The organism is Marinobacter sp. E2 (assembly GCF_055755345.1).
Genome location: NZ_CM146911.1, coordinates 1,471,723 through 1,492,831, shown reverse-complemented (window position 1 = coordinate 1,492,831; position 21,109 = coordinate 1,471,723). Strand labels below are relative to the sequence as shown.

At 61.2% G+C, this 21,109-nt stretch carries 19 protein-coding genes; 4 read left to right on the top strand and 15 right to left on the bottom strand.

The annotated features are described in order from the left end of the window. Positions 1-6: 6 nt before the first annotated feature. The 8 genes from AC0J1C_RS06725 to AC0J1C_RS06690 all read right to left on the bottom strand — a co-directional run bounded on the left by AC0J1C_RS06725 (position 7) and on the right by AC0J1C_RS06690 (position 10,936). Complete coding sequence (locus AC0J1C_RS06725; protein WP_375194048.1) at positions 7-279, bottom strand: septum formation initiator family protein; 273 nt, start codon at positions 277-279, stop codon at positions 7-9. A 205-nt stretch (positions 280-484) separates the two neighbouring features. Further along, the gene (gene eno / locus AC0J1C_RS06720; RefSeq protein WP_473046142.1) at positions 485-1,780 is read right to left on the bottom strand and encodes a phosphopyruvate hydratase; all 1,296 of its coding nucleotides are present in this window, start codon (positions 1,778-1,780) and stop codon (positions 485-487) included. Between the two features lie 206 nt (positions 1,781-1,986). Beyond that, on the bottom strand, positions 1,987-2,832 hold the full coding sequence (gene kdsA, locus AC0J1C_RS06715; RefSeq protein ID WP_473046141.1) for a 3-deoxy-8-phosphooctulonate synthase: 846 nt from the start codon (positions 2,830-2,832) through the stop codon (positions 1,987-1,989). A 2-nt stretch (positions 2,833-2,834) separates the two neighbouring features. Beyond that, a complete protein-coding gene (locus AC0J1C_RS06710; protein ID WP_473046139.1) occupies positions 2,835-4,463 on the bottom strand; it encodes a CTP synthase in 1,629 nt (542 codons plus the stop codon). 87 nt (positions 4,464-4,550) lie between these two features. After that, a complete protein-coding gene (tilS, locus tag AC0J1C_RS06705) occupies positions 4,551-5,906 on the bottom strand; it encodes a tRNA lysidine(34) synthetase TilS (RefSeq protein ID WP_473046138.1) in 1,356 nt (451 codons plus the stop codon). Then, the gene (gene accA, locus AC0J1C_RS06700) at positions 5,890-6,843 is read right to left on the bottom strand and encodes an acetyl-CoA carboxylase carboxyl transferase subunit alpha (protein ID WP_375193833.1); all 954 of its coding nucleotides are present in this window, start codon (positions 6,841-6,843) and stop codon (positions 5,890-5,892) included. Before accA ends, tilS begins: the two co-directional genes overlap by 17 nt. Before the next feature lie 139 nt (positions 6,844-6,982). After that, positions 6,983-10,465 (bottom strand): DNA polymerase III subunit alpha, encoded by a 3,483-nt coding sequence (dnaE, locus tag AC0J1C_RS06695; protein WP_473046136.1) that lies wholly within the window; start codon positions 10,463-10,465, stop codon positions 6,983-6,985. A 45-nt stretch (positions 10,466-10,510) separates the two neighbouring features. Then, entirely contained in the window at positions 10,511-10,936 is a 426-nt protein-coding gene (locus tag AC0J1C_RS06690; protein ID WP_375193856.1) for a TlpA family protein disulfide reductase, read from the bottom strand. A 109-nt stretch (positions 10,937-11,045) separates the two neighbouring features. Here AC0J1C_RS06690 and arsC point away from each other — a divergent pair, with 109 nt between their 5' ends. From arsC to tfpB, 4 genes are read left to right on the top strand one after another with little or no spacing between them, the layout of a single operon-like run. Beyond that, the gene (arsC, locus tag AC0J1C_RS06685) at positions 11,046-11,399 is read left to right on the top strand and encodes an arsenate reductase (glutaredoxin) (RefSeq protein WP_375193835.1); all 354 of its coding nucleotides are present in this window, start codon (positions 11,046-11,048) and stop codon (positions 11,397-11,399) included. Between the two features lie 45 nt (positions 11,400-11,444). Then, the gene (gene wrbA / locus AC0J1C_RS06680) at positions 11,445-12,050 is read left to right on the top strand and encodes an NAD(P)H:quinone oxidoreductase (RefSeq protein WP_473046135.1); all 606 of its coding nucleotides are present in this window, start codon (positions 11,445-11,447) and stop codon (positions 12,048-12,050) included. Positions 12,051-12,106: 56 nt separating this feature from the next. Further along, positions 12,107-12,466 carry a DUF2069 domain-containing protein gene (locus AC0J1C_RS06675; protein ID WP_473046134.1) on the top strand — a complete coding sequence of 120 codons (360 nt, stop codon included), beginning with the start codon at positions 12,107-12,109 and terminating at the stop codon, positions 12,464-12,466. 34 nt (positions 12,467-12,500) lie between these two features. Then, positions 12,501-14,318 carry a type IV pilus assembly ATPase TfpB gene (gene tfpB / locus AC0J1C_RS06670; RefSeq protein WP_473046133.1) on the top strand — a complete coding sequence of 606 codons (1,818 nt, stop codon included), beginning with the start codon at positions 12,501-12,503 and terminating at the stop codon, positions 14,316-14,318. A gap of 13 nt (positions 14,319-14,331) precedes the next feature. On the opposite strand, the gene AC0J1C_RS06665 is transcribed toward tfpB, so the two are convergent. The 7 genes from AC0J1C_RS06665 to AC0J1C_RS06635 all read right to left on the bottom strand — a co-directional run bounded on the left by AC0J1C_RS06665 (position 14,332) and on the right by AC0J1C_RS06635 (position 21,083). After that, on the bottom strand, positions 14,332-15,405 hold the full coding sequence (locus AC0J1C_RS06665) for a DUF3080 domain-containing protein (protein ID WP_473046132.1): 1,074 nt from the start codon (positions 15,403-15,405) through the stop codon (positions 14,332-14,334). Positions 15,406-15,438: 33 nt separating this feature from the next. Then, positions 15,439-16,131, bottom strand: coding sequence for an acireductone synthase (gene mtnC, locus AC0J1C_RS06660; RefSeq protein WP_375193840.1), 693 nt, complete (start codon positions 16,129-16,131; stop codon positions 15,439-15,441). Further along, positions 16,128-16,688: a 1,2-dihydroxy-3-keto-5-methylthiopentene dioxygenase gene (locus AC0J1C_RS06655; protein WP_473046131.1), complete on the bottom strand. Its 561-nt coding sequence runs from the start codon at positions 16,686-16,688 to the stop codon at positions 16,128-16,130. Before AC0J1C_RS06655 ends, mtnC begins: the two co-directional genes overlap by 4 nt. Continuing rightward, entirely contained in the window at positions 16,685-17,311 is a 627-nt protein-coding gene (locus tag AC0J1C_RS06650; protein WP_473046130.1) for a methylthioribulose 1-phosphate dehydratase, read from the bottom strand. Before AC0J1C_RS06650 ends, AC0J1C_RS06655 begins: the two co-directional genes overlap by 4 nt. A gap of 65 nt (positions 17,312-17,376) precedes the next feature. Continuing rightward, the gene (locus AC0J1C_RS06645) at positions 17,377-18,408 is read right to left on the bottom strand and encodes an XdhC family protein (protein ID WP_473046129.1); all 1,032 of its coding nucleotides are present in this window, start codon (positions 18,406-18,408) and stop codon (positions 17,377-17,379) included. Then, the gene (locus AC0J1C_RS06640) at positions 18,401-20,602 is read right to left on the bottom strand and encodes a molybdopterin cofactor-binding domain-containing protein (protein ID WP_473046128.1); all 2,202 of its coding nucleotides are present in this window, start codon (positions 20,600-20,602) and stop codon (positions 18,401-18,403) included. Before AC0J1C_RS06640 ends, AC0J1C_RS06645 begins: the two co-directional genes overlap by 8 nt. A gap of 1 nt (position 20,603) precedes the next feature. Beyond that, on the bottom strand, positions 20,604-21,083 hold the full coding sequence (locus tag AC0J1C_RS06635; protein WP_473046127.1) for a (2Fe-2S)-binding protein: 480 nt from the start codon (positions 21,081-21,083) through the stop codon (positions 20,604-20,606). Between the last annotated feature and the right edge of the window lie 26 nt (positions 21,084-21,109).

Here is a 21,109-nt window from a genome sequence, read left to right as displayed (position 1 = left end):
AGGCAATCAGTTTTCGACCACAAGGAAGAAGGTTTCGTCCTCCCTGATCAGCCCAAGGTTCATACGGGCACGCTCTTCAACGGCCCCCTGCTCGTTGCGCAGGTTGCGAACCTCGGCGTAGAGGCGCTCGTTCCGGGTGGCCAGTTCGGCATTCTCGGCCTTCTGCTCGGCAATGGCCTGTTCAAGTGCCCAGACTTGCGCAAAGCTGCCCTCCCCGACCCACAGGCGCACCTGCAGCAGGAGAATGACAACCACCATGATGGTCCAGAGCAACTTCATTACCGATTCCGTTCAAAAATTAGCCAATTAAAATACCAACGCCGGACGTTGAGTATAGACCTTAGAGTAGATTAGCAACAAATTCTTCTAACTGCCTGTACAAAAAGGCCATCGTGCCGAAACTTTCGCTCGGAACACGATGGCCATAACAGTTTTATCTGGTGACCGGCCCAGAACCCTGCCCGAACCGGTCAATCCTGATGGATCAGCCCTGGCCCTTGATCTCGCTCAGGCCGCGGTACGGCGCCTTGCCATCCAGCGCTTCCTCGATGCGCAGCAACTGGTTGTACTTGGCAACGCGATCCGAACGGCAAAGGGAACCGGTCTTGATCTGGCCCGCACAGGTGGCCACTGCCAGATCAGCGATGGTGGTATCCTCGGTTTCACCGGAACGGTGTGAAATCACCGCGGTGAAGCCTGCATCCTGGGCCATCTTGATGGCGTCCAGAGTCTCGCTCAGGCTGCCGATCTGGTTGAACTTGATCAGGATGGAGTTGCCCACGCCCTTCTCGATACCCTGCTTCAGGATCCTGGTGTTGGTGACGAACAGGTCGTCACCCACCAGCTGCACCTTGCTACCGAGCTTGTCGGTCAGCACTTTCCAGCCGTCCCAGTCGCTCTCGTCCATGCCATCTTCGATAGACACGATCGGATAGCGCTCGCACAGGCCCGCCAGGTAGTCGGCAAAGCCCTCGGAATCGAAGCTCTTGCCCTCGCCAGACAGCTGGTACTGGCCGTCCTTGTAGAACTCGGAAGAAGCGCAGTCCAGGGCCAGGGTGACGTCGGTGCCCAGCTTGTAACCGGCTTTTTCCACCGCTTCCCGGATCACGGCCAGTGCAGCCTCGTTGGACGGCAGGTTCGGGGCAAAACCGCCCTCGTCACCCACCGCGGTGTTCAGGCCCTGGGCCTTCAGCACTTTCTTCAGGCTGTGGAAAATCTCGGCGCCGACCCGCAGGGCTTCCGCGAAGTTCTTTGCGGATACCGGCTGAACCATGAACTCCTGGATATCGACGTTGTTGTCGGCGTGCTCACCGCCGTTCAGGATGTTCATCATCGGAACCGGCATGGAGAACTTGCCGGAGGTACCATTGATGTCCGCGATGTGCTCGTACAGCGGCTTGCCCAGGGAAATGGCCGCGGCCTTGGCAGCGGCAAGGGAGACGGCCAGGATGGCGTTGGCGCCCAGGTTAGCCTTGTTCTCGGTGCCGTCCAGATCCAGCATGATCTGGTCCAGGGCACGCTGGTCGGCGGCATCTTTGCCCACCAGAGCATCACGAATTTTGGTGTTAACTGCTTCCACCGCCTTCAAAACACCCTTGCCAAGGTAACGGGAAGCATCACCATCACGCAGCTCCAGGGCTTCACGAGAGCCGGTGGAAGCGCCGGAGGGCGCACACGCGGAACCGATGGTGCCGTCTTCAAGAATAACGTCGGCTTCGACAGTCGGGTTACCGCGGGAATCAAGAACCTCACGGCCTTTGATGTTGGCAATCTTGGTCATTCCAATGAATCTCCGTTTATCCAGAATCAAAAAGGTTTCTAAATTGTCAGATCGAGAGCAGGCGGGGGATGGCTTTATGAAACTGTGCGGAGCCATGGATGGCGGAGCCCAAGCGACACATGGATGTGCCGCAAGGAGCGTGTTTCAGAAAGCCATCCCCCGCCTGCTCGGTTCCCCCAAAGCAGAACAAAAACAAACACCGCCAATCAGGCGGTGTCGATCGATTTAAAACTTTTTACCAGATCATCCACAGCTTTCACCCGATGCAGAAACGGCTCCAGCTGGCTGAGTCGCAGCGCACAGGGACCGTCGCATTTGGCTTTGTCTGGGTCCGGGTGCGCCTCCAGGAACAGACCGGCCAGGCCCTGGGACATGCCCGCCAAAGCCAGGTCGGTCACCTGGGCTCTTCTGCCACCGGCGGAATCCGCCCGTCCGCCCGGCATTTGCAGGGAGTGGGTCACATCGAACATCACCGGCACGTTCATGGCCTTCATGATGCCAAACCCGAGCATATCCACCACCAGGTTGTTGTACCCGAAGCTGCTGCCCCGCTCGCAGAGGATCACCTTGTCGTTACCGGCTTCCTCGCACTTGGTGATGATGTGCTTCATTTCCTGAGGCGCGAGAAACTGCGCCTTCTTGATGTTGATCACTGCACCGGTTTCCGCCATGGCCACCACCAGGTCGGTCTGGCGGCTCAAAAATGCCGGAAGCTGGATGATGTCGCAGACTTCCGCCGCCGGCGCTGCCTGAGCGGGCTCGTGGACGTCGGAAATGATTGGCACTCCAAACTTGCTCTTGATGTCCGAGAGGATCTGCAGACCTTTTTCAAGACCTGGTCCCCGGAAGGAATGCACCGAAGACCGGTTGGCCTTGTCGAACGAGGCCTTGAAAACATAGGGAATGCCCAGCTTGCCGGTGGCTTCCACGTAGGCCTGGGCCACTTCCATGGCCAGCTCGGGCGATTCCAGCACATTCATGCCGCCGAACAGCACAAACGGCTTGTGGTTGGCGACCTCGATACCGGCGACGTTTACCGTGCTCTGGGCCATGTTCAGGATCCTTTCTTGTGGGCCAGCGCCGCCTCAACAAAGCCTTTGAACAGCGGATGACCGTCCCGCGGCGTGGAAGTGAATTCCGGGTGGAACTGGCAGGCCACAAACCAAGGATGGTTCGGCGCCTCGACCACTTCCACCAGGCGAGCGTCGGTAGAGCGACCAGAAACCTGGAGGCCTGCTTCTTCCAGACGCGGCAGGAAGTGGTTGTTCACCTCATAGCGGTGGCGGTGACGCTCGCGGATGGTTTTCCGGCCGTAGCAGTTGGCGATGGTGGAGCCTTCGGTCAGCACACAATCCTGGGCGCCGAGGCGCATGGTTCCGCCCAGATCCGATTCTTCGGTGCGCTCTTCCCGCTCACCGGTGGCATCCAGCCATTCGGTAATCAGACCTACCACGGGCTCCGGGGTGTGGGCGCGGAACTCGGTGCTGTGGGCATCCTTCAGGCCGGCGACATTCCGGGCGTATTCGATCACCGCCACCTGCATGCCGAGGCAGATACCGAGGTACGGAACCTTGTTCTCACGGGCATACTGAACGGTGCGAATCTTGCCTTCTACACCGCGCTCACCAAAGCCACCCGGCACCAGGATGGCGTCAGCACTTTCCAGTGCCCCGGTGCCATCGCGCTCGATGTCCTCGGAATCGATGTAGTTGATGTTAACCTTGGTACGGGTCTTGATTCCGGCGTGCAGCAGGGATTCAATCAGGGACTTGTAAGCGTCCAGAAGTTCCATGTACTTGCCAACCATGGCAATGGTCACTTCCTGCTCCGGGTTCATAAGCGACTCGACCACGTCATCCCACTCGCTGAGGTCCGCCGGGCGCGCGTCCAGACTGAACCGCTCGATAACCAGCTGGTCCAGGCCATGCTCGTGCAGCATCCGGGGAATGGCGTAGATGGATTTGGCATCCTGCAGCGGAATAACCGCCCTTTCCTCAACGTTGGTGAACAGGGCGATCTTGCGTCGGGAGCTGGCATCCACCTCGTGCTCGGAGCGGCACAGGAGAATATCCGGCTGCAGGCCGATGGAGCGCATCTCCTTCACCGAATGCTGGGTCGGCTTGGTCTTGATCTCACCGGCCGTGGCAATGTACGGAACCAGCGTCAAGTGCATGAACAGGGCACGCTGGGGGCCAACCTCAACCTTGAGCTGGCGGCAGGCTTCCAGGAACGGCAGCGACTCGATGTCGCCCACGGTGCCGCCGATCTCGATCAGGGCAACGTCGGCTCCGGCCGCACCTTCAACCACACGCCGCTTGATTTCGTCGGTGATGTGGGGAATGACCTGAACGGTGCCACCCAGATAGTCGCCCCGGCGCTCCTTGCGGATGACTTCTTCGTAGACGCGACCGGTGGTGAAGTTGTTGCGCTTGCTCATCGGTGTTCGAATGAAGCGCTCGTAATGGCCCAGGTCGAGATCCGTCTCGGCGCCATCCTCGGTGACGAATACCTCACCGTGCTGGAACGGACTCATGGTGCCGGGGTCCACGTTGATGTACGGGTCCAGCTTGAGAATGGTGACCTTCAGGCCGCGTGCCTCGAGGATCGCAGCCAGAGAAGCCGATGCGATACCTTTCCCCAGGGAGGACACGACACCGCCGGTGACGAAAATATAACGCGTCATGCAGATTCCATGATTGTCTGGTTCGGTGAAGGAGGGAGATTGTCATCTCAAGATGGGACGCCAGACTACCAGAAAGCCCCCCCTGACTCAATCAAATTCCCGCTCTACAACCAGCCGCCAGCCAGCGGCATGGGCGCCTTCGGAGTATTGTTCAGAACACCAGAGATCGCCAACCGCGACCAGTTCCGGGGCATCACCGGCGCCGGCAAAAACCAGCGGCAGACGGGCCCTCTCCCACGGTGGCACCCCCTGCTCCTGCAGCCATTTTTTCAGCGACCTGGACGTACCGCCGGGCCGCAAACGAACGCGTTCCCCGCCCTGCCTCGTACTTATCCGTATTGCCGGTGATTCCACGGATGGCGTACCCACGGGTAACAGACGTATGCGCCATCCGGCCCAGTGGACGCTTTCCCCGGCGTTCAGCGTCCGTGGTTCCGCAGGCAAGACTGGCGGGTCTGGAACCAGATAGAGGCAGCCGCGGAATCTCCGGAGGCTGAAGCCATTGGCCCGGAACTCCGGTTCACGGTCGTCCCCGGCCCGCAGCAGGTCACTGAGGACCTGTCGCCAGTCGCCCGGAGACGGCGCCTGAAACCCTCGTTCTTTTGCCCACCAGCGGATCAGGTTTTTCTGCTCCGGCAACGACAATTCCAGCAGCCCGGACACCGGAATCCGGTTACCCTCCCCCCCGAGGTCGCGCCACTGCAGCGAGGCAAGGGTCTGGTTAAGCACGTCGCTCTCGGCACAGGCGCGGGCAGAATGAGAGAGTCTCTGGTTCAGCCCCGGCCACCGTTCGCGCAGCTCGGGCAGAATGCGATGTCGGAGGAAGTTCCTGTCGAAACCTTCATCGGTGTTGCTGGGATCATCGATCCACGACATCCCGGCCGCCTGGGCCCAATGCTCCAGCTCTGCTCTGTTGAACGCCAGCAGGGGCCGGAACAGCCGACCTGCGCCGAGAGGCCGATCAGTGGGCATGCCCGCCAGCCCCGCCACCCCGGTGCCCCGCAGTAGCCTGAACAGAACGGTTTCAGCCTGATCGTCCGCATGGTGTGCCATCAACAGAAGATCATCGGTTTCAAGGAGTTCCTCGAATACCCGATACCGGGCTTCACGGGCTGCCTCCTCCAGGCCGCCGGCCCGGCCACGGCTTGAGGCGGCCGACAGGTCGACTCGCCGCACCGTCAACGGCACCCCGAGTCGTGAGCAAAGGTCACCACAGAACGCCTCGGTTTCCGGGGCATTTGGTTGCAACTGATGGTTGATGTGCACCGCCCGAACGTCGGTCGAAACACGGTGGCAATGCACCACCAGGTGAAGTAACAGGGTTGAATCCAGGCCACCGCTGAGCGCGACCCAAAGACGGGCATTTGCAGGGAGGGCTCTGACCGGGGCGCACAGCGCCTCCGGCCAAGAAAAACCGGAGCCGGGCTCAGCGCCCGGTGTCATAGCGGGTCAGGCGCTCATATCGGCGTGAAACCAGCTCGTCCAGCGGCAGTCGGCTGAGCTCCGCAATGCCTTTACTCAGCACCTGCTTGAGCGACTCGGACATTTTCTCCGGGTTGCGATGGGCGCCACCAAGGGGCTCCTTGACCACGTTGTCCGCCAACCCGAGATCCCTCAACCGGTCAGCCGTAACCCCCATGGCCTCGGCAGCCTGGGCTGCATACTCGGCACTCTTCCAGAGAATCGAAGCACAACCCTCCGGGGAAATTACCGCATAGGTGGAATACTGCAGCATGTTCAGCTGGTCGCAGACACCAATGGCCAGTGCACCGCCGGAGCCGCCTTCCCCGATCACCGTGGAGATAATCGGGGTCTTGAGACGCGACATGACCGCCAGATTGAACGCAATGGCCTCACTCTGGCCACGTTCCTCGGCACCGATGCCCGGGTAGGCACCGGGGGTGTCGATAAAGGTGAGGATAGGCATCCTGAACCGCTCGGCCATTTCCATCAGTCGCAGGGCCTTGCGGTAGCCCTCGGGCCTTGGCATGCCGAAGTTGCGCTTGACCTTGTCACGGACCTCACGACCTTTCTGGTGACCGATGACCATAACTGGCTTGTCGTCCAGACGGGCGGTACCACCCACAATAGCCTGGTCATCCGCGTAGCGGCGGTCGCCATGAAGCTCGTCGAAATCCTCGAAAATGGACTCGATGTAGTCGAGGGTATACGGCCTGCGGGGATGACGGGCGAGCCTGGCCACGTCCCAGGGCTGAAGATTCGCGAAGATGCTCTCGGTCAGGCTGACACTCTTCTTCTTCAACCGGGTAATTTCATCGGTGATGTTGATGTCGGTATCGTTGCCCACCATGCGAAGCTCTTCGATCTTCGCTTCCAGATCGGCAATGGGCTGTTCGAAATCCAGATAGTTAGGGTTCATGATGATCCATCATTTTTTGCCAGGCGGAAAAAGCGCCGCCAAACCAGAATTTGAACCAAAGATAGCAGTGCCCGATCAGGGGCTAAAGCGGACATTGGTATGAGTCCGCTATCTGACAAACTTTTAATTAATCACGTGGTTAATCATAGACCAACTCCACCGACTGGTCGCCCACGAGGTAACGCAGCTCCAGCAGCAGGTTGTCGTCGGGCTGTACCCGCCAGGATTCACCTAGCTCAATCCGCGTGGAAGCCTCGTGGCTGTTGTACTCGATCCAGACCGGACTGCCCTCACAGCGGAAAGGCCTCAGCGTATTGTCCAGCTTTTCCAGCAAACCGTTCTGCAACTGGTCTGCGTGCAGGTTCAGCTTCAGGCCACGGCTGAACTGCTGGCGCGCGGTGCCCACGTCCATGACCGAGCTGACGCGCATTTTCATTTGCCCGGAGTAATCATCGTGGCTGACCTGCCCCTCCACCACGATGACCTGGTCGGACTGCAGCAGTTCGCGGTTCTCGAAAAACGCCTCGGAAAAGAGCGTGGCCTCAATCCGGGCGCTGCGGTCGTCCAGAGTAATAAAGCACATGGTGGAGCCGGTGCGGGTTTTCATGGTGCGCTGGGCCACGACCAGGCCTGCGACGCGCTGGGGTGACTTGTTCGGCTTGAGCTCGGCAATCGACGAGCGCACGAACCGACGAACTTCCTTCTCGTATTCGTCAAACGGATGGCCGGTCAGATAGAGACCGAGGGTATCCTTCTCGCCCTTCAATCGCTGTTTCTCTGGCCATTCGCGCACACCGGCCACGTCCTCGTAGGGGTCACCATCTTCTCCCGCTTCCAGCATTTCCCCGAACATGTCCATCATGCCCACAGACTCGTTGCGGGACTGCTGGTCGGCCTGCTGGACCGCCTTGTCGATACTGGCCATCAACTGGGCCCGACCGGGGCCCAGTTTGTCCATGGCGCCGGAGCGGATCAGCGCCTCCATGGCCCGCTTGTTGACCTTCTTCAGGTCCACCTTGCGACAGAAATCGAAGATATCCTGGTAGGGCTCGCCATCCGCCCGCCCCTCAACGATGCTCTGGATGGGGCCCTCGCCCAGGCCTTTAATGGCGCCGAGACCGTAGACAATCTGGCCCTCGTCGTTGACCGTGAAGGTGTACTCCGAGCGGCTGACATCCGGCACCAGGAGGTCCAGCCCCATGTTCCGGCATTCCTCCACCAGGGTGACCACCTTGTCGGTATTCTGCATATCGGCGGTCAGTACCGCCGCCATGAATTCGGCCGGGTAATGGGCTTTCAGCCAGAGCGTCTGGTAGGACACCAGGGCGTAGGCTGCCGAGTGTGATTTGTTGAAGCCGTAGCCGGCAAACTTCTCCACCAGGTCGAAGATGTTCTCGGCCAGGGTCTTGTTGATGCCGTTCTTCTCGCAACCATCCAGGAAGATCTGCTTCTGCTTGGCCATTTCCTCCGGTTTTTTCTTACCCATGGCCCGTCGCAGCATGTCGGCGCCGCCCAAGGTGTAGCCCGCCATCACCTGGGCGATCTGCATGACCTGCTCCTGGTACAGGATAACCCCGTAAGTGGGCTCCAGAACCGGCTTCAGCCCCTCATACTGGTAGTCCGGGTGCGGATAGGACAACGGCTGGCGACCGTGTTTCCGGTCGATAAAGTCGTCCACCATGCCCGACTGCAGAGGGCCGGGGCGGAACAGCGCCACCAGGGCGATCATGTCTTCCAGGGAGTCCGGCTGCAGGCGCCGGATCAGGTCTTTCATGCCTCGGGATTCCAGCTGGAAGACCGCCGTGGTTTCCGCCTTCTTGAGCATGTCGAACGACGGCACATCGTCCAGGGGGATGGCATTGATATCCAGCGGCTCAAGCCCGCGCTTTTCCCGGCGCGGGTTGATCATCTTCAGGGCCCAGTCGATGATCGTCAGCGTCCGCAAACCCAGGAAGTCGAATTTCACCAGGCCGGCGTCCTCAACGTCGCCCTTGTCGAACTGGGTGACCAGGCTGCCGCCCTCGTCGTCGCAATACAGCGGCGAGAAGTCGGTAATCTTGGTGGGCGCAATTACCACGCCCCCGGCGTGCTTGCCCGCGTTCCGGCAGACGCCTTCAAGCTTGAGTGCCATCTCCCAGATTTCCTGGGCTTCCTCGTCCTGGTCGAGAAACTCCTGCAGCTGGGGCTCTTGCACCAGGGCCTTTTCAAGGGTCATGCCCGGTTCGAACGGGATCATCTTGGACAGCTTGTCCGCCAGACCGTAGGACTTGCCCTGCACCCGTGCCACGTCACGTACCACCGCCTTGGCGGCCATCGTACCGAAGGTGATGATCTGAGAGACCGCCTCCCGGCCGTATTTCTCGGCCACATAGGCGATGACACGGTCCCGTCCCTCCATGCAGAAGTCGACGTCGAAGTCGGGCATGGACACCCGTTCCGGGTTCAGGAACCGCTCGAACAGCAGGTCGTATTCCAGGGGGTCGAGATCGGTGATCAACTGCGCATAGGCCACCAGGGAACCGGCACCGGAACCCCGGCCAGGGCCTACCGGTACGCCGTTGTTCTTGGCCCACTTGATGAAGTCCATCACGATCAGGAAGTAGCCCGGGAAGCCCATCTGGATGATGATGTCGAGCTCGAAGTTCAGACGCTTGTAGTAGGCCTCACGCTTGGCCTCATAATCCGGATCGTCCTTGCTCAGGGATTTGGCGAGGCGCTCCTCCAGGCCCTCCTCGGAGACCTTCCGGAAGTACTCGTCCATGGTCATGCCATCGGGGATCGGGTAGTTGGGCAGGAAATACTCGCCCATGCGCACCTTCACCGAACAACGCCGGGCAATCTCCACGGTGTTCTCGATGGCCTCCGGGATGTCGCTGAACAGCTCGATCATTTCTTCCGGGCTGCGCAGGTACTGCTGTTCGCTGAAGCGTCGATCGCGGCGGGGATCGTCGAGGGTGCGGCTCTCGCCAATGCAGACCCGGGCCTCATGGGCCTCAAAATCCTCGGCTTCCAGGAAGTGCACATCGTTGGTGGCCACCACCGGAAGGCCCATTGCCTGCGCCAGCTCCACGTTCAGGTGCAGGCAGTCCTCGTCGCCGGCGCGGCCGGTACGCTGCAATTCCAGGTAGTAGCTGTCCGGGTACAGGTTCATCCAGTAGCGGGCTCGCTCCCTGGCCAGATCTGTTTTGCCAGCCAGCAGCGCTTTGCCTACGTCGCCCAGTTTGCTGCCAGAGAGTGCGATCAGCCCCTGCGCCCTCTCCTCAAGCCAGCCACGCTGGATAATCGGCTTACCGAAACGCTGGCCGTCGGTATAGCCGAGCGAAATGATTTCCGTGAGGTTGAGATAGCCGTCGTTATTGCGGGCCAGCAGCGTCAGGCGGAAGGGGTTGTCAGGCTCATCCGGGTTCTCGAGCCAGAGGTCGGCACCGATGATCGGTTTGACACCCGCGCCCATGGCCGCCTTATAGAACCGCACCAGCGAGCACATGTTGGACTGCTCGGTGAGCCCCACCGCTGGCATGCCCAGCTCTGCCACGCGATTGACCAGGGGTTTGACCCGCACCAGGCCGTCCACCATGGAATACTCTGAATGGACTCGAAGATGTACGAATGTCTGCGCCATAGTGTCGGATCAGTCCTGCTTGCGTCTTTGGTTCTGAAAAGGTGGTCAACCGCCCACCAGCGCCCGGATGTCGTCCTCGGTCTGGGGACCGAAACGGGTTTCCACCAGCTCACCCTGGGGATTGACAATAAACGTGGCCGGCAGTGCCACCGGCATTTTCCAGCCGAATGTTGGCCCAGGGTCCTTTTCCAGCATGGTGAATTCTATGCCCATTTTTCCGCCCAGGGCGGTCAGGGCCTCGCCACTCACGCCGTCAAAGTTGACGCCGAGCACGGTCATGTCCGGCGCTTTGTCAATTTCGTTCAGTTCGGGAATTTCCTCCAGGCACGGCTTGCACCACTCTGCCCAGTAATTCACCAGGACCCATTGTCCACGGAGGTTGTCCCAGTTCATCGGAGGGCCGTCTGCCCGTTGCAGCTCGATTTTCTCACAACCGGCCAGCGCTACCACCAGGAGAAAAACGCCAAGCATGCCCGGCCAGCGACGGGAACATGGCCATTCAGGGTACTGCACCGATATACCTCCTGTTAGACTACGGGCCACCGAACCCATGGCACCCCTCACTTGATCAGGCAAGACGATGACAGAAGCCACCCGGATTTTCCATAACCCCCGCTGCTCGAAATCCCGCCAAGCCCTTGAGTTGCTTCACGAACGCGGCATTGAACCCGAGATTATACGCTACCTGGAAACCCCACCGACAGCACAAGAGCTCAACGATATTCTGGACAGGCTGGAACTGGCACCCAGACAACTGATGCGCACCAAGGAAAAGGAGTACCTTGAGCTGGGGCTGGATAACCCCGAACTCACCCGCGAACAGCTGATTGCCGCCATGATTGAAACGCCCCGACTGATCGAGCGGCCGATTGTCCTGGCCAACGGCAGGGCAGCGGTGGGTCGGCCTCCGGAAAAGGTGCTCGACATTCTCTGAACTTCCGCCAGACCGCACTATAACCATCGCAGCACAGGACTCTTCATGTCGGAATCATTGCCCTACATTCTGGTGCTTTATTACAGCCGCAATGGACAGACCGCTGAACTGGCCCGCCAGATTGGCCGGGGCGTTGCCCGGGTCAGCGGCATCGAGGCCAGGCTGAGGTCGGTTCCGCCGGTCTCGCCGGACACCGATGCCTCTCTGCCCGCGGTGCCGGACTCCGGCGCGCCCTACGCCACCCGGTCGGAACTGGCCAACTGCTCTGGTCTCGCCCTGGGCAGCCCGACTCGGTTCGGTAATATGGCGGCTCCGCTGAAATATTTTCTGGATACCACCGGCGATCTCTGGCTGAGCGGCGCCCTCGCAGGCAAGCCGGCTGGCGCCTTCACATCGACTGGTAGCCTCCACGGCGGCCAGGAGAGCACTCTGCTCACCATGATGGTGCCTCTGCTACACCACGGCATGGTGCTCTGCGGCCTGCCTTACACCGAGAAAAGTCTCGGAGACACTCACACTGGCGGCACCCCCTACGGACCCAGCCACTGGGCAGGCACCGGGGAACAATTGCCAGTCAGCGACGACGAAAAAACCCTGTGCCAGGCTTTCGGTGAGCGACTGGCCCGACTGGCGCTGAAACTGGCAGACTGAGAGATGCCAGCGCCCTGCACGTACATTGAGAGCCCACTTACTTTCGGAAGATGATCATGCTGAACAACCCCAAGGCACGCACCACGGCGCAACTGGCCACCGCGCTCTATGTGGCCGTACTTGTCACACTTCTGGTCACCACGTTTTACCCGGCGCCCGTGGAAGGTGTCTCCATTGCCCTGATGCTGTCTGTAAAGCTGCTGCCACTGCTGCCTTTTGCAGTCCCGGTCGTTCGGGGCCACAATCGCGGTTACATCTGGATGTCGTTTGTTCTGATTTTCTATTTTACCCAGGCGGTGGTCTCGGCCTGGCTCAGTGAAGGCGCCGTTGGCCCGGTTGCGCTGACCGTGCTGACCTTTCTCCTGTTCACTGTGGCCATGGTTCACCTCAAGGTAAACCGCAGGCTGACCGCGTGATGTTTTATTGATTCGAGCAGGGAAACCGAGCCCTATGGCAGAAACAGACAAGTCCGCCACCCTGCAGCGGCCGCCAGCCCCTGGCCAGCGCAACCTGACGCTGCGAGACATCTGTAACGCCCTTGTCAGCAGCGGCGAGATCAGCCAGGAAGATGCCGAGCGCGTGATTTCCGGCAACCTGGGTGCAGCGACTGGCGGTGGCACCGCAGGCAGGCGCCACCCCCTGGAACTGGTTGCGATTGCTGCCCCGACCAGCCAGATCAGCGGCCGCACCCTGGATCTCGATCGCCTCACTCAATGGCTCGCTGACTGGGCGCAGCAGCCGTACTACCACATCGACCCGCTGAAGATCGACACCCCGGCCATTGCCCGGGTAATGTCCTACGCCTTCGCCCAGCGCCACGGCATCCTGGCCGTTGAAATTACCCGGGACGAGGTAGTCATCGCCAGCGCCGAGCCGTTTGTCAGCGACTGGGAGCAGAACCTCCAGCAGGCGGTGCGCAAGGACATCCGGCGGGTCGTGGCCAACCCGGAAGACATACGCCGATACACTGTGGAGCTTTATCAGCTGGCCAACTCGGTGAGCAAGGCCAGCGGCGGTCAGAGCCCGGGCAAGGCCGGCAGCCAGAACTTTGAACAGCTACTGGACCTGGGCGCCAATGAAAACCCCGATGCCAACGACCAGCACGTGGTCAAGATTGTCGACTGGCTGCTCCAGTACGCCTTTGACCAGCGGGCCTCGGACATCCACATAGAGCCAAGGCGAGCAGTCACTCAGGTCCGGTTCCGCATTGATGGGGTGCTGCACAACGTCTATGAGTTTCCGGAGCACGTGGGCGTGGCGGTAACCAGTCGCCTGAAGATCCTGGGCCGCCTGAACGTGGCGGAAAAACGCAAGCCCCAGGACGGCCGCATCAAGACCCGCAAACCGGACAACAGCGAGGTGGAGCTGCGTCTTGCCACCATGCCCACCGCCTTCGGCGAAAAAATGGTGATGCGGATTTTCGATCCGGACGTGCTGCTGAAAACCTATGAACAGCTGGGGTTCAGCCGCGAAGACCAGCAGCGCTGGCAGGACATCACAGCCCGTCCTCACGGCATTGTGCTGGTTACCGGGCCGACTGGATCGGGCAAGACCACCACCCTGTACTCTACTCTGAAGCAGATCGCCTCGCCGGAGCTCAATGTCTGCACCATTGAGGACCCGATCGAGATGGTGGAACCAGCCTTTAACCAGATGCAGGTGCAGAACAATATCGATCTCACCTTTGCGGCTGGCGTGCGGGCACTGCTCAGACAGGACCCGGACGTGATCATGATCGGGGAGATCCGCGACCTGGAAACCGCCGAAATGGCCGTACAGGCGGCCCTGACTGGCCATCTGGTGCTCTCGACCCTCCATACCAACGACGCTCCCAGTGCCATCACCCGCCTCATGGAGCTGGGCATTCCGCCCTATCTGATCCGGGCAACCGTGCTCGGAGTAATGGCCCAGCGTCTGGCGCGAACCCTGTGCCCCTACTGCAAGGCGCCTGGGCCGGCGGATGAGCAGGCCTGGCAAACCCTCACCCGACCGTGGAAGGCGCCGGTTCCCAAGCAGTTCTACCAACCGGTGGGTTGCCTCGAATGCCGCAACACCGGCTACATGGGCCGGGCCGGCGTCTACGAAATCATGACGCTCTCCGGACCTCTGATCCGCCAGATCACCGACCAGTGTGAACTGGAGCAGCTGCGACTGGACGCCTACAAGGATGGTATGAAATCCCTGCGCCTGAGCGGTGCGCAGAAGGTGGCCGCCGGGCAGACCACGGTTGAGGAAATTCTGCGGGTTACCCCGGAAAGCCAGCGCTGAGCGTCTTGCCCGTTCAACCGCCGGGGCGCAACCCACACTGCCCGAGCAGTTCCTGCCAGGCCCGGGTGTGGTCCGCGATGGCCTGATCCAGCGCCTGCCACAGACTCCCCGCTCCTGTCCGGGAGAGGTGGCGCCGGTACCAGGGCCTGAACGCCTCCGGCATGACCTCAGCCTGCTGGTCCGCCAGCTGCTCGAACGGTTCGATGAGCGCAACCCGCCCCCGAGATACAGCGCTCAGGTAAGGCTGCACCTTGCCTATGTAAACGCTGAAGAACATGTTCTGCACAATATCCGATTGATTGTTGGGCTGACTGTTCAGACACAGCGGTCGCCCCTCGATGCGCTGCCGGAGCAGCGCGGTACCATCCTGCAGCCTGGCCGTCAGAAGCCGCGCGCTGTTGATCAGCTGCCCGGCACGATATTCGGCCTGCCAGCGCTGGTGAACCTCGCCTACAAAGTCCAGAGAGACATCAAGATTACCGGATTCAAGTTCGGCGACCACACCGTTCAGACGGGTAATGTCCCGGGCCAGATCCGACACCGGATTTCCCTCGCCTGCCACCGCCACCGCCACCGCCACCGGATAATAGCCTTTCGCCAGCGTGAACAGCGTTTCCACCTCCTCTACACCCCAGGTGGCGTTCCACAGGGCAATGGGAAGAGAGTCCAGCTTGCTCCCGATGGCTTCGCTCAGTTCTTCAGCAAAGTCCTCGTCCTCGATATCAGGAAGACACTCGCGGGCGGTCTGGATAAAGCGGATTTCGTACCTGAGACGGTTCAGCGGCTGCATCACCCGGCCCATCACGGAATTCTTCTCGCCTACGACGTACTGCAACTCGCACCCGTAGAGCGACAGAAAATCCAGCATGCCCATGTCCAGGTCCGGAAGGTCAAGTACTCGCTCCCGGCGACGGGGCAGCTGGCTGGCAGCAGGAATGTCGGAAAACCGGGGCTCGGTTTCCAGAACCCGGGCCACCCGCTCCACGTATTCATCCATCATGGGGCGGGCTTCGGAGAAGGGGTCACAGCCGGCCAGTAGCAGGGCCATCGCCGGCAGACACATTTTCAGGAACCCGCTACCGGGCATCGCTTCCTCCTGCGCAGGCCGTGGGAGCCGTGGCTATCGCGCCTGGAGAAGGGCATCAACCTCCGCGAAGTCACGGGCTACAAATCGTTCTGTTTCCGGCAGGTCGCCGTCTCGCACCAGCCAGGCCGTCTTCATACCCGCCTGCTCTGCCGCCTCCAGTTCTGCCTCTACATCCGACAGGAACAGGACCGTGTTGGCCTCAACCCCCAGTTCGGACAGGATATTGTGGTAGGAGGCCACCTCTTTCTTGCCGCCCACCCGGGTGTCGAAGTAGCCAGAGAAGAACGGGGTAAAATCGCCTTCTGTCGTAAAACCGAAGATCAGTTTCTGGGCCTTCACCGAACCGGAGGAATATACGAACAGGCGCAGCCCCCGATCATGCCAGCGCTGGAGATAGTCTGCCGCGTCCGGATAGATGTGTCCTTTGAGTTCCCCCTGCTGGTAGCCCTGCTCCCAGACCATACCTTGCAGCGCCTTCAGGGACGTCTCCTTGCGGTCCTCCCGGATCCAGCTCTGGAGCACTTCAATGAGACCCTCAAGATCGGTCCGATCAACACCCGAGACCTCGGCCACGGCGTCCAGCTGCTCCGACACGGCCAGGGTGTCACCATGCCGCTGCCGGACAAACCCTGGCAGATGTTCACTGGCGTAGGGAAACAGCACATCGTGGACGAAAGAGATGGAGCTGGTGGTACCCTCGATGTCGGTGAGGATAACCCGGATCATTCCGTCGCCCCTGCCAGGGCTTCGTAGCGCGGCAGACGCCCGGCAATGTCTTCACCGGTAAAACTGGCCACCCAGCCTTCGGGGTTGGTGAATAGCCGGATGCAGGTAAAGGCGGGTTGCGGCCCCATATCGAACCAGTGCCGGGTGCCGTTGGGCACGCTGATCAGGTCATTTTTCTGGCACAGCACGGCGTATACCTCGTTCCCGAAGTGCAGGTAGAACAGGCCCTGCCCTCGCACGAAGAAGCGCACCTCGTCCTCGCTGTGGGTGTGTTCGTCGAGGAATTTCTGGCGGAAGGCCTCTTTCTGCGGGTTGTCCGGGTTCAGACTGATCACATCGGCGGTCTGGAACCCACACTCGTCCTTCAGGCTTGCCACTTCTTCCTGGTAAGCCTCGAGAATAGCGTCTGGCGATGCATCCGCCGGCAGCTCCCGGGTCGGCCACTGCTCGAAACGAACGCCCTGGGCCGCCAGCAGATCGCGGATTTCTGCCGGGTCTTCCGTTACGGTGTGAGCCGCTTCCGGGCGGTTCTGGTCAAAAATACTCAAGGTTGTCATGGACGCACCCTCATGGTCTCTAGTTCGCATTCAAACAGGAATTCAAAGGCCTCGACGTGACGCAGGCAATCAGCCATGGTCCTGCCCCAGGTATAGAGCCCATGGCCCCGAATGAGGTAACCGGGTTGCTCGGGGTGGGCCCGGAACCATTCGCGGGTTTCCTCGGCCAGGGCGTCAATGTCCTGAGTGTTCTCGAACACCGGCACGCTCAGGACCGACTCGTGGGTCTCAACGCCGGCAAACGCCTTTTGCAGTTCATAACCCTCCAGGACCAGTGCCTGCCCGGATTCAATCAACCGACTCAGCACAGTGGCCTTCACCGAGTGGGTATGAAGCACAGCGCCGACATCCGGGAACAGCTCATAAATCACGGTATGCAACCGGGTTTCGGCCGAAGAGCGGCAGTTGCTCTGAACTGCATGGCCTGCCAGGTCCACCACCATCACGTCGCCCGCGCCCAGCTGTCCCTTATGGCGGCCGGAGACGGTAATGGCAATGTGCTCGCCATCTATGCGTGCCGAGTAATTGCTGCTGGTGGCGGGCGACCAGCCCCGCTGATAGAGAAATCGACCGGCCTGCACGATTTCATCGGCGGCAGCGGCGTATCGGGTCACATCAAACACAGGCTTTCTCCCGGTTAACGGGTACCCTGACGGCGAAACGCCTCAGGCACCCACATTTGCCGACATTATAGGGGTGCGCCCGCCTGTCGCAAATGGTGGCGGGCGGCAATCAGGTCGGCAACCACCGATATGGCAATTTCTGCCGGGGTTTTGCTGGGAATATCAACACCGATCGGGGCCCGAAGGCGATCCAGGGTTGCCTGGTCGAGGCCCAGCGATGCCAGCCGCTCCCGCCTCGCCTGCGAGGTGCGCTTCGACCCCATGGCGCCCACGTAGAATGCGCCGGTTTGCAGCGCCGCCAGCAGCCCCATATCGTCGATCCTCGGATCGTGGGCCAGGGCCAGAACGCCAGTGAACGGGTCGTTGAAGGTCGCCGCAACCAGATCGTCGGGCAGTCGGCGGTCGAGCGGAATGTGGTGGTGGCTCCAGCCGGCTGCAAAAGCCTCCCTGGGCTCACACAGGGTGACGGCAAAATCGGCGGCCAGCGCAAACTCGGCGACGTAACGGGCCACTTCGCCCGCACCAATCAACAGCAGGCGGCATTCCGGTTGCAACGCATGGATGAATTGCTCTCCGTCCCGGGTGACAGAACTGTTTCCCTTCACCGGCTGATAGTCGAGTTGCGCGACGCCCTGGGCAAGCGTGCGCTGAACGCTGATTCTCCGCACCACCGCCCGGTGCCGGGACAAGGCTTCGTCCAGTTCCCGAACGTGGGCCAGAGAAGCGTCTCCGGCCAGCGGCTCCACCAGCAAGCGGATACGGCCGCCACAGGGCAACTGGAACTGGTCGCGGTCCGAGTCAGTGATGCCGTAATCAATCAGCACAGGCCCCTCGCCGCCCTGATCTGCAACACCCCGAAGCAGATCCTCCTCCAGGCAGCCGCCGGAGACCGAACCACTCCAGTCGCCTGCTTCACTGATGGCAAGCCAGGAACCGACGGGCCTTGGGGACGAGCCCCAGGTCTCCACGATGGTGCATAACCAGACCCGCCGACCGGCCTCAAGCCACTGGCGGGCATCCCGAATTACGGAGAGATGGCCTGCGGTCACTGCGGCACCGGACCCGTGGCCGCCCGGCTGCCCCACAAACTCAGGCATCGGCTTTCAGCGGCAGTGTACGCTGCCGTTTCCCGGTCAGGGCAAACAGTGCATTGCCAAGGGCCGGCAACACCGGCGGCACGCCGGGCTCGCCAACCCCGGTGGGAGGCGCCGTGCTCGGGATGATCTCAACTTCCACTTCCGGGCGCTCATACAGACGCATCAGTGGATAGTCGTGGAAATTGCTTTGCTGGACTTCGCCATTGGTAAAGGTGATTTCGCCATACAGAGCCGCGGTCAGACCGAACAGTATGCCGCCTTCGATCTGGTCCACCACGATTCGCGGGTTGATCACCTGGCCACAGTCCACAGCGCAAGCCACCTTGTGCACCCGGATAGCCCCGTTTTCGATACTGGCCTCCACCACCTGGGCCACGTAGGTGCCAAAGCTTCGAACCAGTGCAACGCCTCGCGCCCTTCCCTCGGGTGCCGGTTGATCCCAGCCCGCCATCTCGGCGGCCCTGTCGAGCACCGCCAGGTGCCGTGGCTCGGAGGCCACCAGACCTCGGCGGAACCGGTAGGGGTCTTCGCCGGCGGCATGGGCCAGTTCGTCCATGAAGGTTTCCACCGCAAACCCGTTGTGGGAATACCCCACGGAACGCCACCAGGAGATGGGAACGCCGGGGTCGGTGTGGGTATGGCGGACATCAATGTTGGCCACCGCGTACGGGTATTCGATGGCCCCCTCGATGGCCGAATGATCCTTGGGTGTGGCAATGCCCTCTGCCATCAGACCGACCTTGCCCAGGGTGTTGTACATGAACTTCGGTGCCCAGGGGTACTGGGCCGGGGCCGCGTTGCGAACGTACCAGTCCAGGATCTGGGGACCCACAATCTGGTGGTGCCATCCGGTCAGCTCTTTGCCAGAGAGGCTGGCCTTCAGGCGGTGCAGCATGGCCGGTCGGTAGACATCGTGACGGGTGTCTTCCTCCCGCGACCAGATCAGCTTGACCGGCCGATCCATCCGGTAGGCCACCGCCGCCACTTCCTCGATGTAGTCCTGGGTCAGGCGTCGACCGAAGCCGCCGCCGAGAAAGGTGGTATGAATGGTCACGTCGTCCGGACGCAGGTCGGTCACCCGGGCGGCGGCAATCCGCCCCAGATCCGGCGCCTGGGTCGGCGCCCAGACTTCGATCTGGCCATTCCGGTACCAGGCGGTCGCGTTCATCGGCTCCAGGGTGGCATGGGCCAGGTAGGGCTGCGTGTACTCGACTTCCACTACCCGCTCAGCGGATTCGCTGGCGTTCTCGAAGCTGCCCTCACTGCGCTCCGATACGCCCGGATCCTCGTCGGCGGCCTCGCGGTAGGATGCAAACACCTGGTCATTGGAGAGCGACAGGGCGTCCGAGTAATCCCAATCGATCGCGAGGACCTTCTGGGCTTTACGCGCCCGCCAGTATCGGTCGGCAACGACCGCCACGCCGCGTTCAATCTCAAACACGCCGAGCACGCCCGGCATGCCGCTGACTTCGTCGCCGTTAAAACCTTTTACTCGCCCGCCAAACCGGGGCGAACGGGAGACCACGGCGTACACCATATCTGGCAGCTCGACATCAATGCCATAGACGGCGGTACCGGTGGATTTGGCATGGGCATCCAGCCGGTTCTGCTGCTTGCCGATGTATTGCCACTCGGCGGGCAGTTTCAGGGGTATATCGCCCCGGACCACTTCGGTTGCCGCCAGCCTCACCAGCTTGCCATACGGCAACGAATCAATACCGTTAGGGTGAACGACCCTGCCATTGCGAGCTTCGCAGTCGGAGGGATCAACTTCCCAGATCCGGGCCGCGGCCATGACCAGCATCAGGCGGACTTCCGCACCGGCCAGCCGCAAGGGCTCCCAACTGGTGGCAACGCTGGTACTGCCGCCGGTCAGTTGCAGTTTGTACAACGGGTTACGGTATTCCGGTGCCACGGGTGCAAAACGGGGCGTGATGCGCTCCGGCGCGACCGCAAGCTCCTCGGCAATCAGCGTGGTGAGCCCGGTGTAGGTGCCCTGACCCATTTCCACCCGTGCCAGGGTGAAATAGATCTCGTCGTTTTCAGTCAGTTCCAGCCATGCATCCGGGCGCCACTCGCCGGTTTCCGCCTGGTAACCGGTCTGGACACCGGCACAGCCGGGCAGCGCCATGGCAACCACCAGGCCGCCAGAGGCGCCAGCACTGACCTTCAGAAAGTCTCTGCGATTGATCATGTTACGCCTCCTTTGCGTCGGAGGCGTTGCCGGCAGCAACGGATTCGACCGCCGCGATGATGCGCGAGTAGGTTCCACAGCGGCAGAGGTTGCCGGTCATGGCGGCGACAATCTCATCCCGGGAGGGCGACGGATTGGTCGCCAGCAGGTGAGCGGCACTCATGATCTGGCCAGACTGGCAGTAACCGCATTGCGGCACGCCGTGATCGATCCATGCCTGCTGCAGCGCATGAAGCCGATCCTCGCTGCCCAATCCTTCGATGGTGACAACGTCCGCGCCAGCGGCCATTTCCACCGGCGTCGAGCAGGACCGCACAGGCTGACCGTTCAGATGCACGGTGCAGGCACCACACAATCCGGCACCGCAACCAAACTTGGTGCCCTTGAGCCCCAGTTCATCCCGCACTACCCACAGCAGTGGGGTGTCACCTTCCACGTCCAGCGATCGTGGTTCTCCGTTGACCGTCAGGCTCAAGGCCATGCCCGCTCTCTCCTCATTTTAACTAC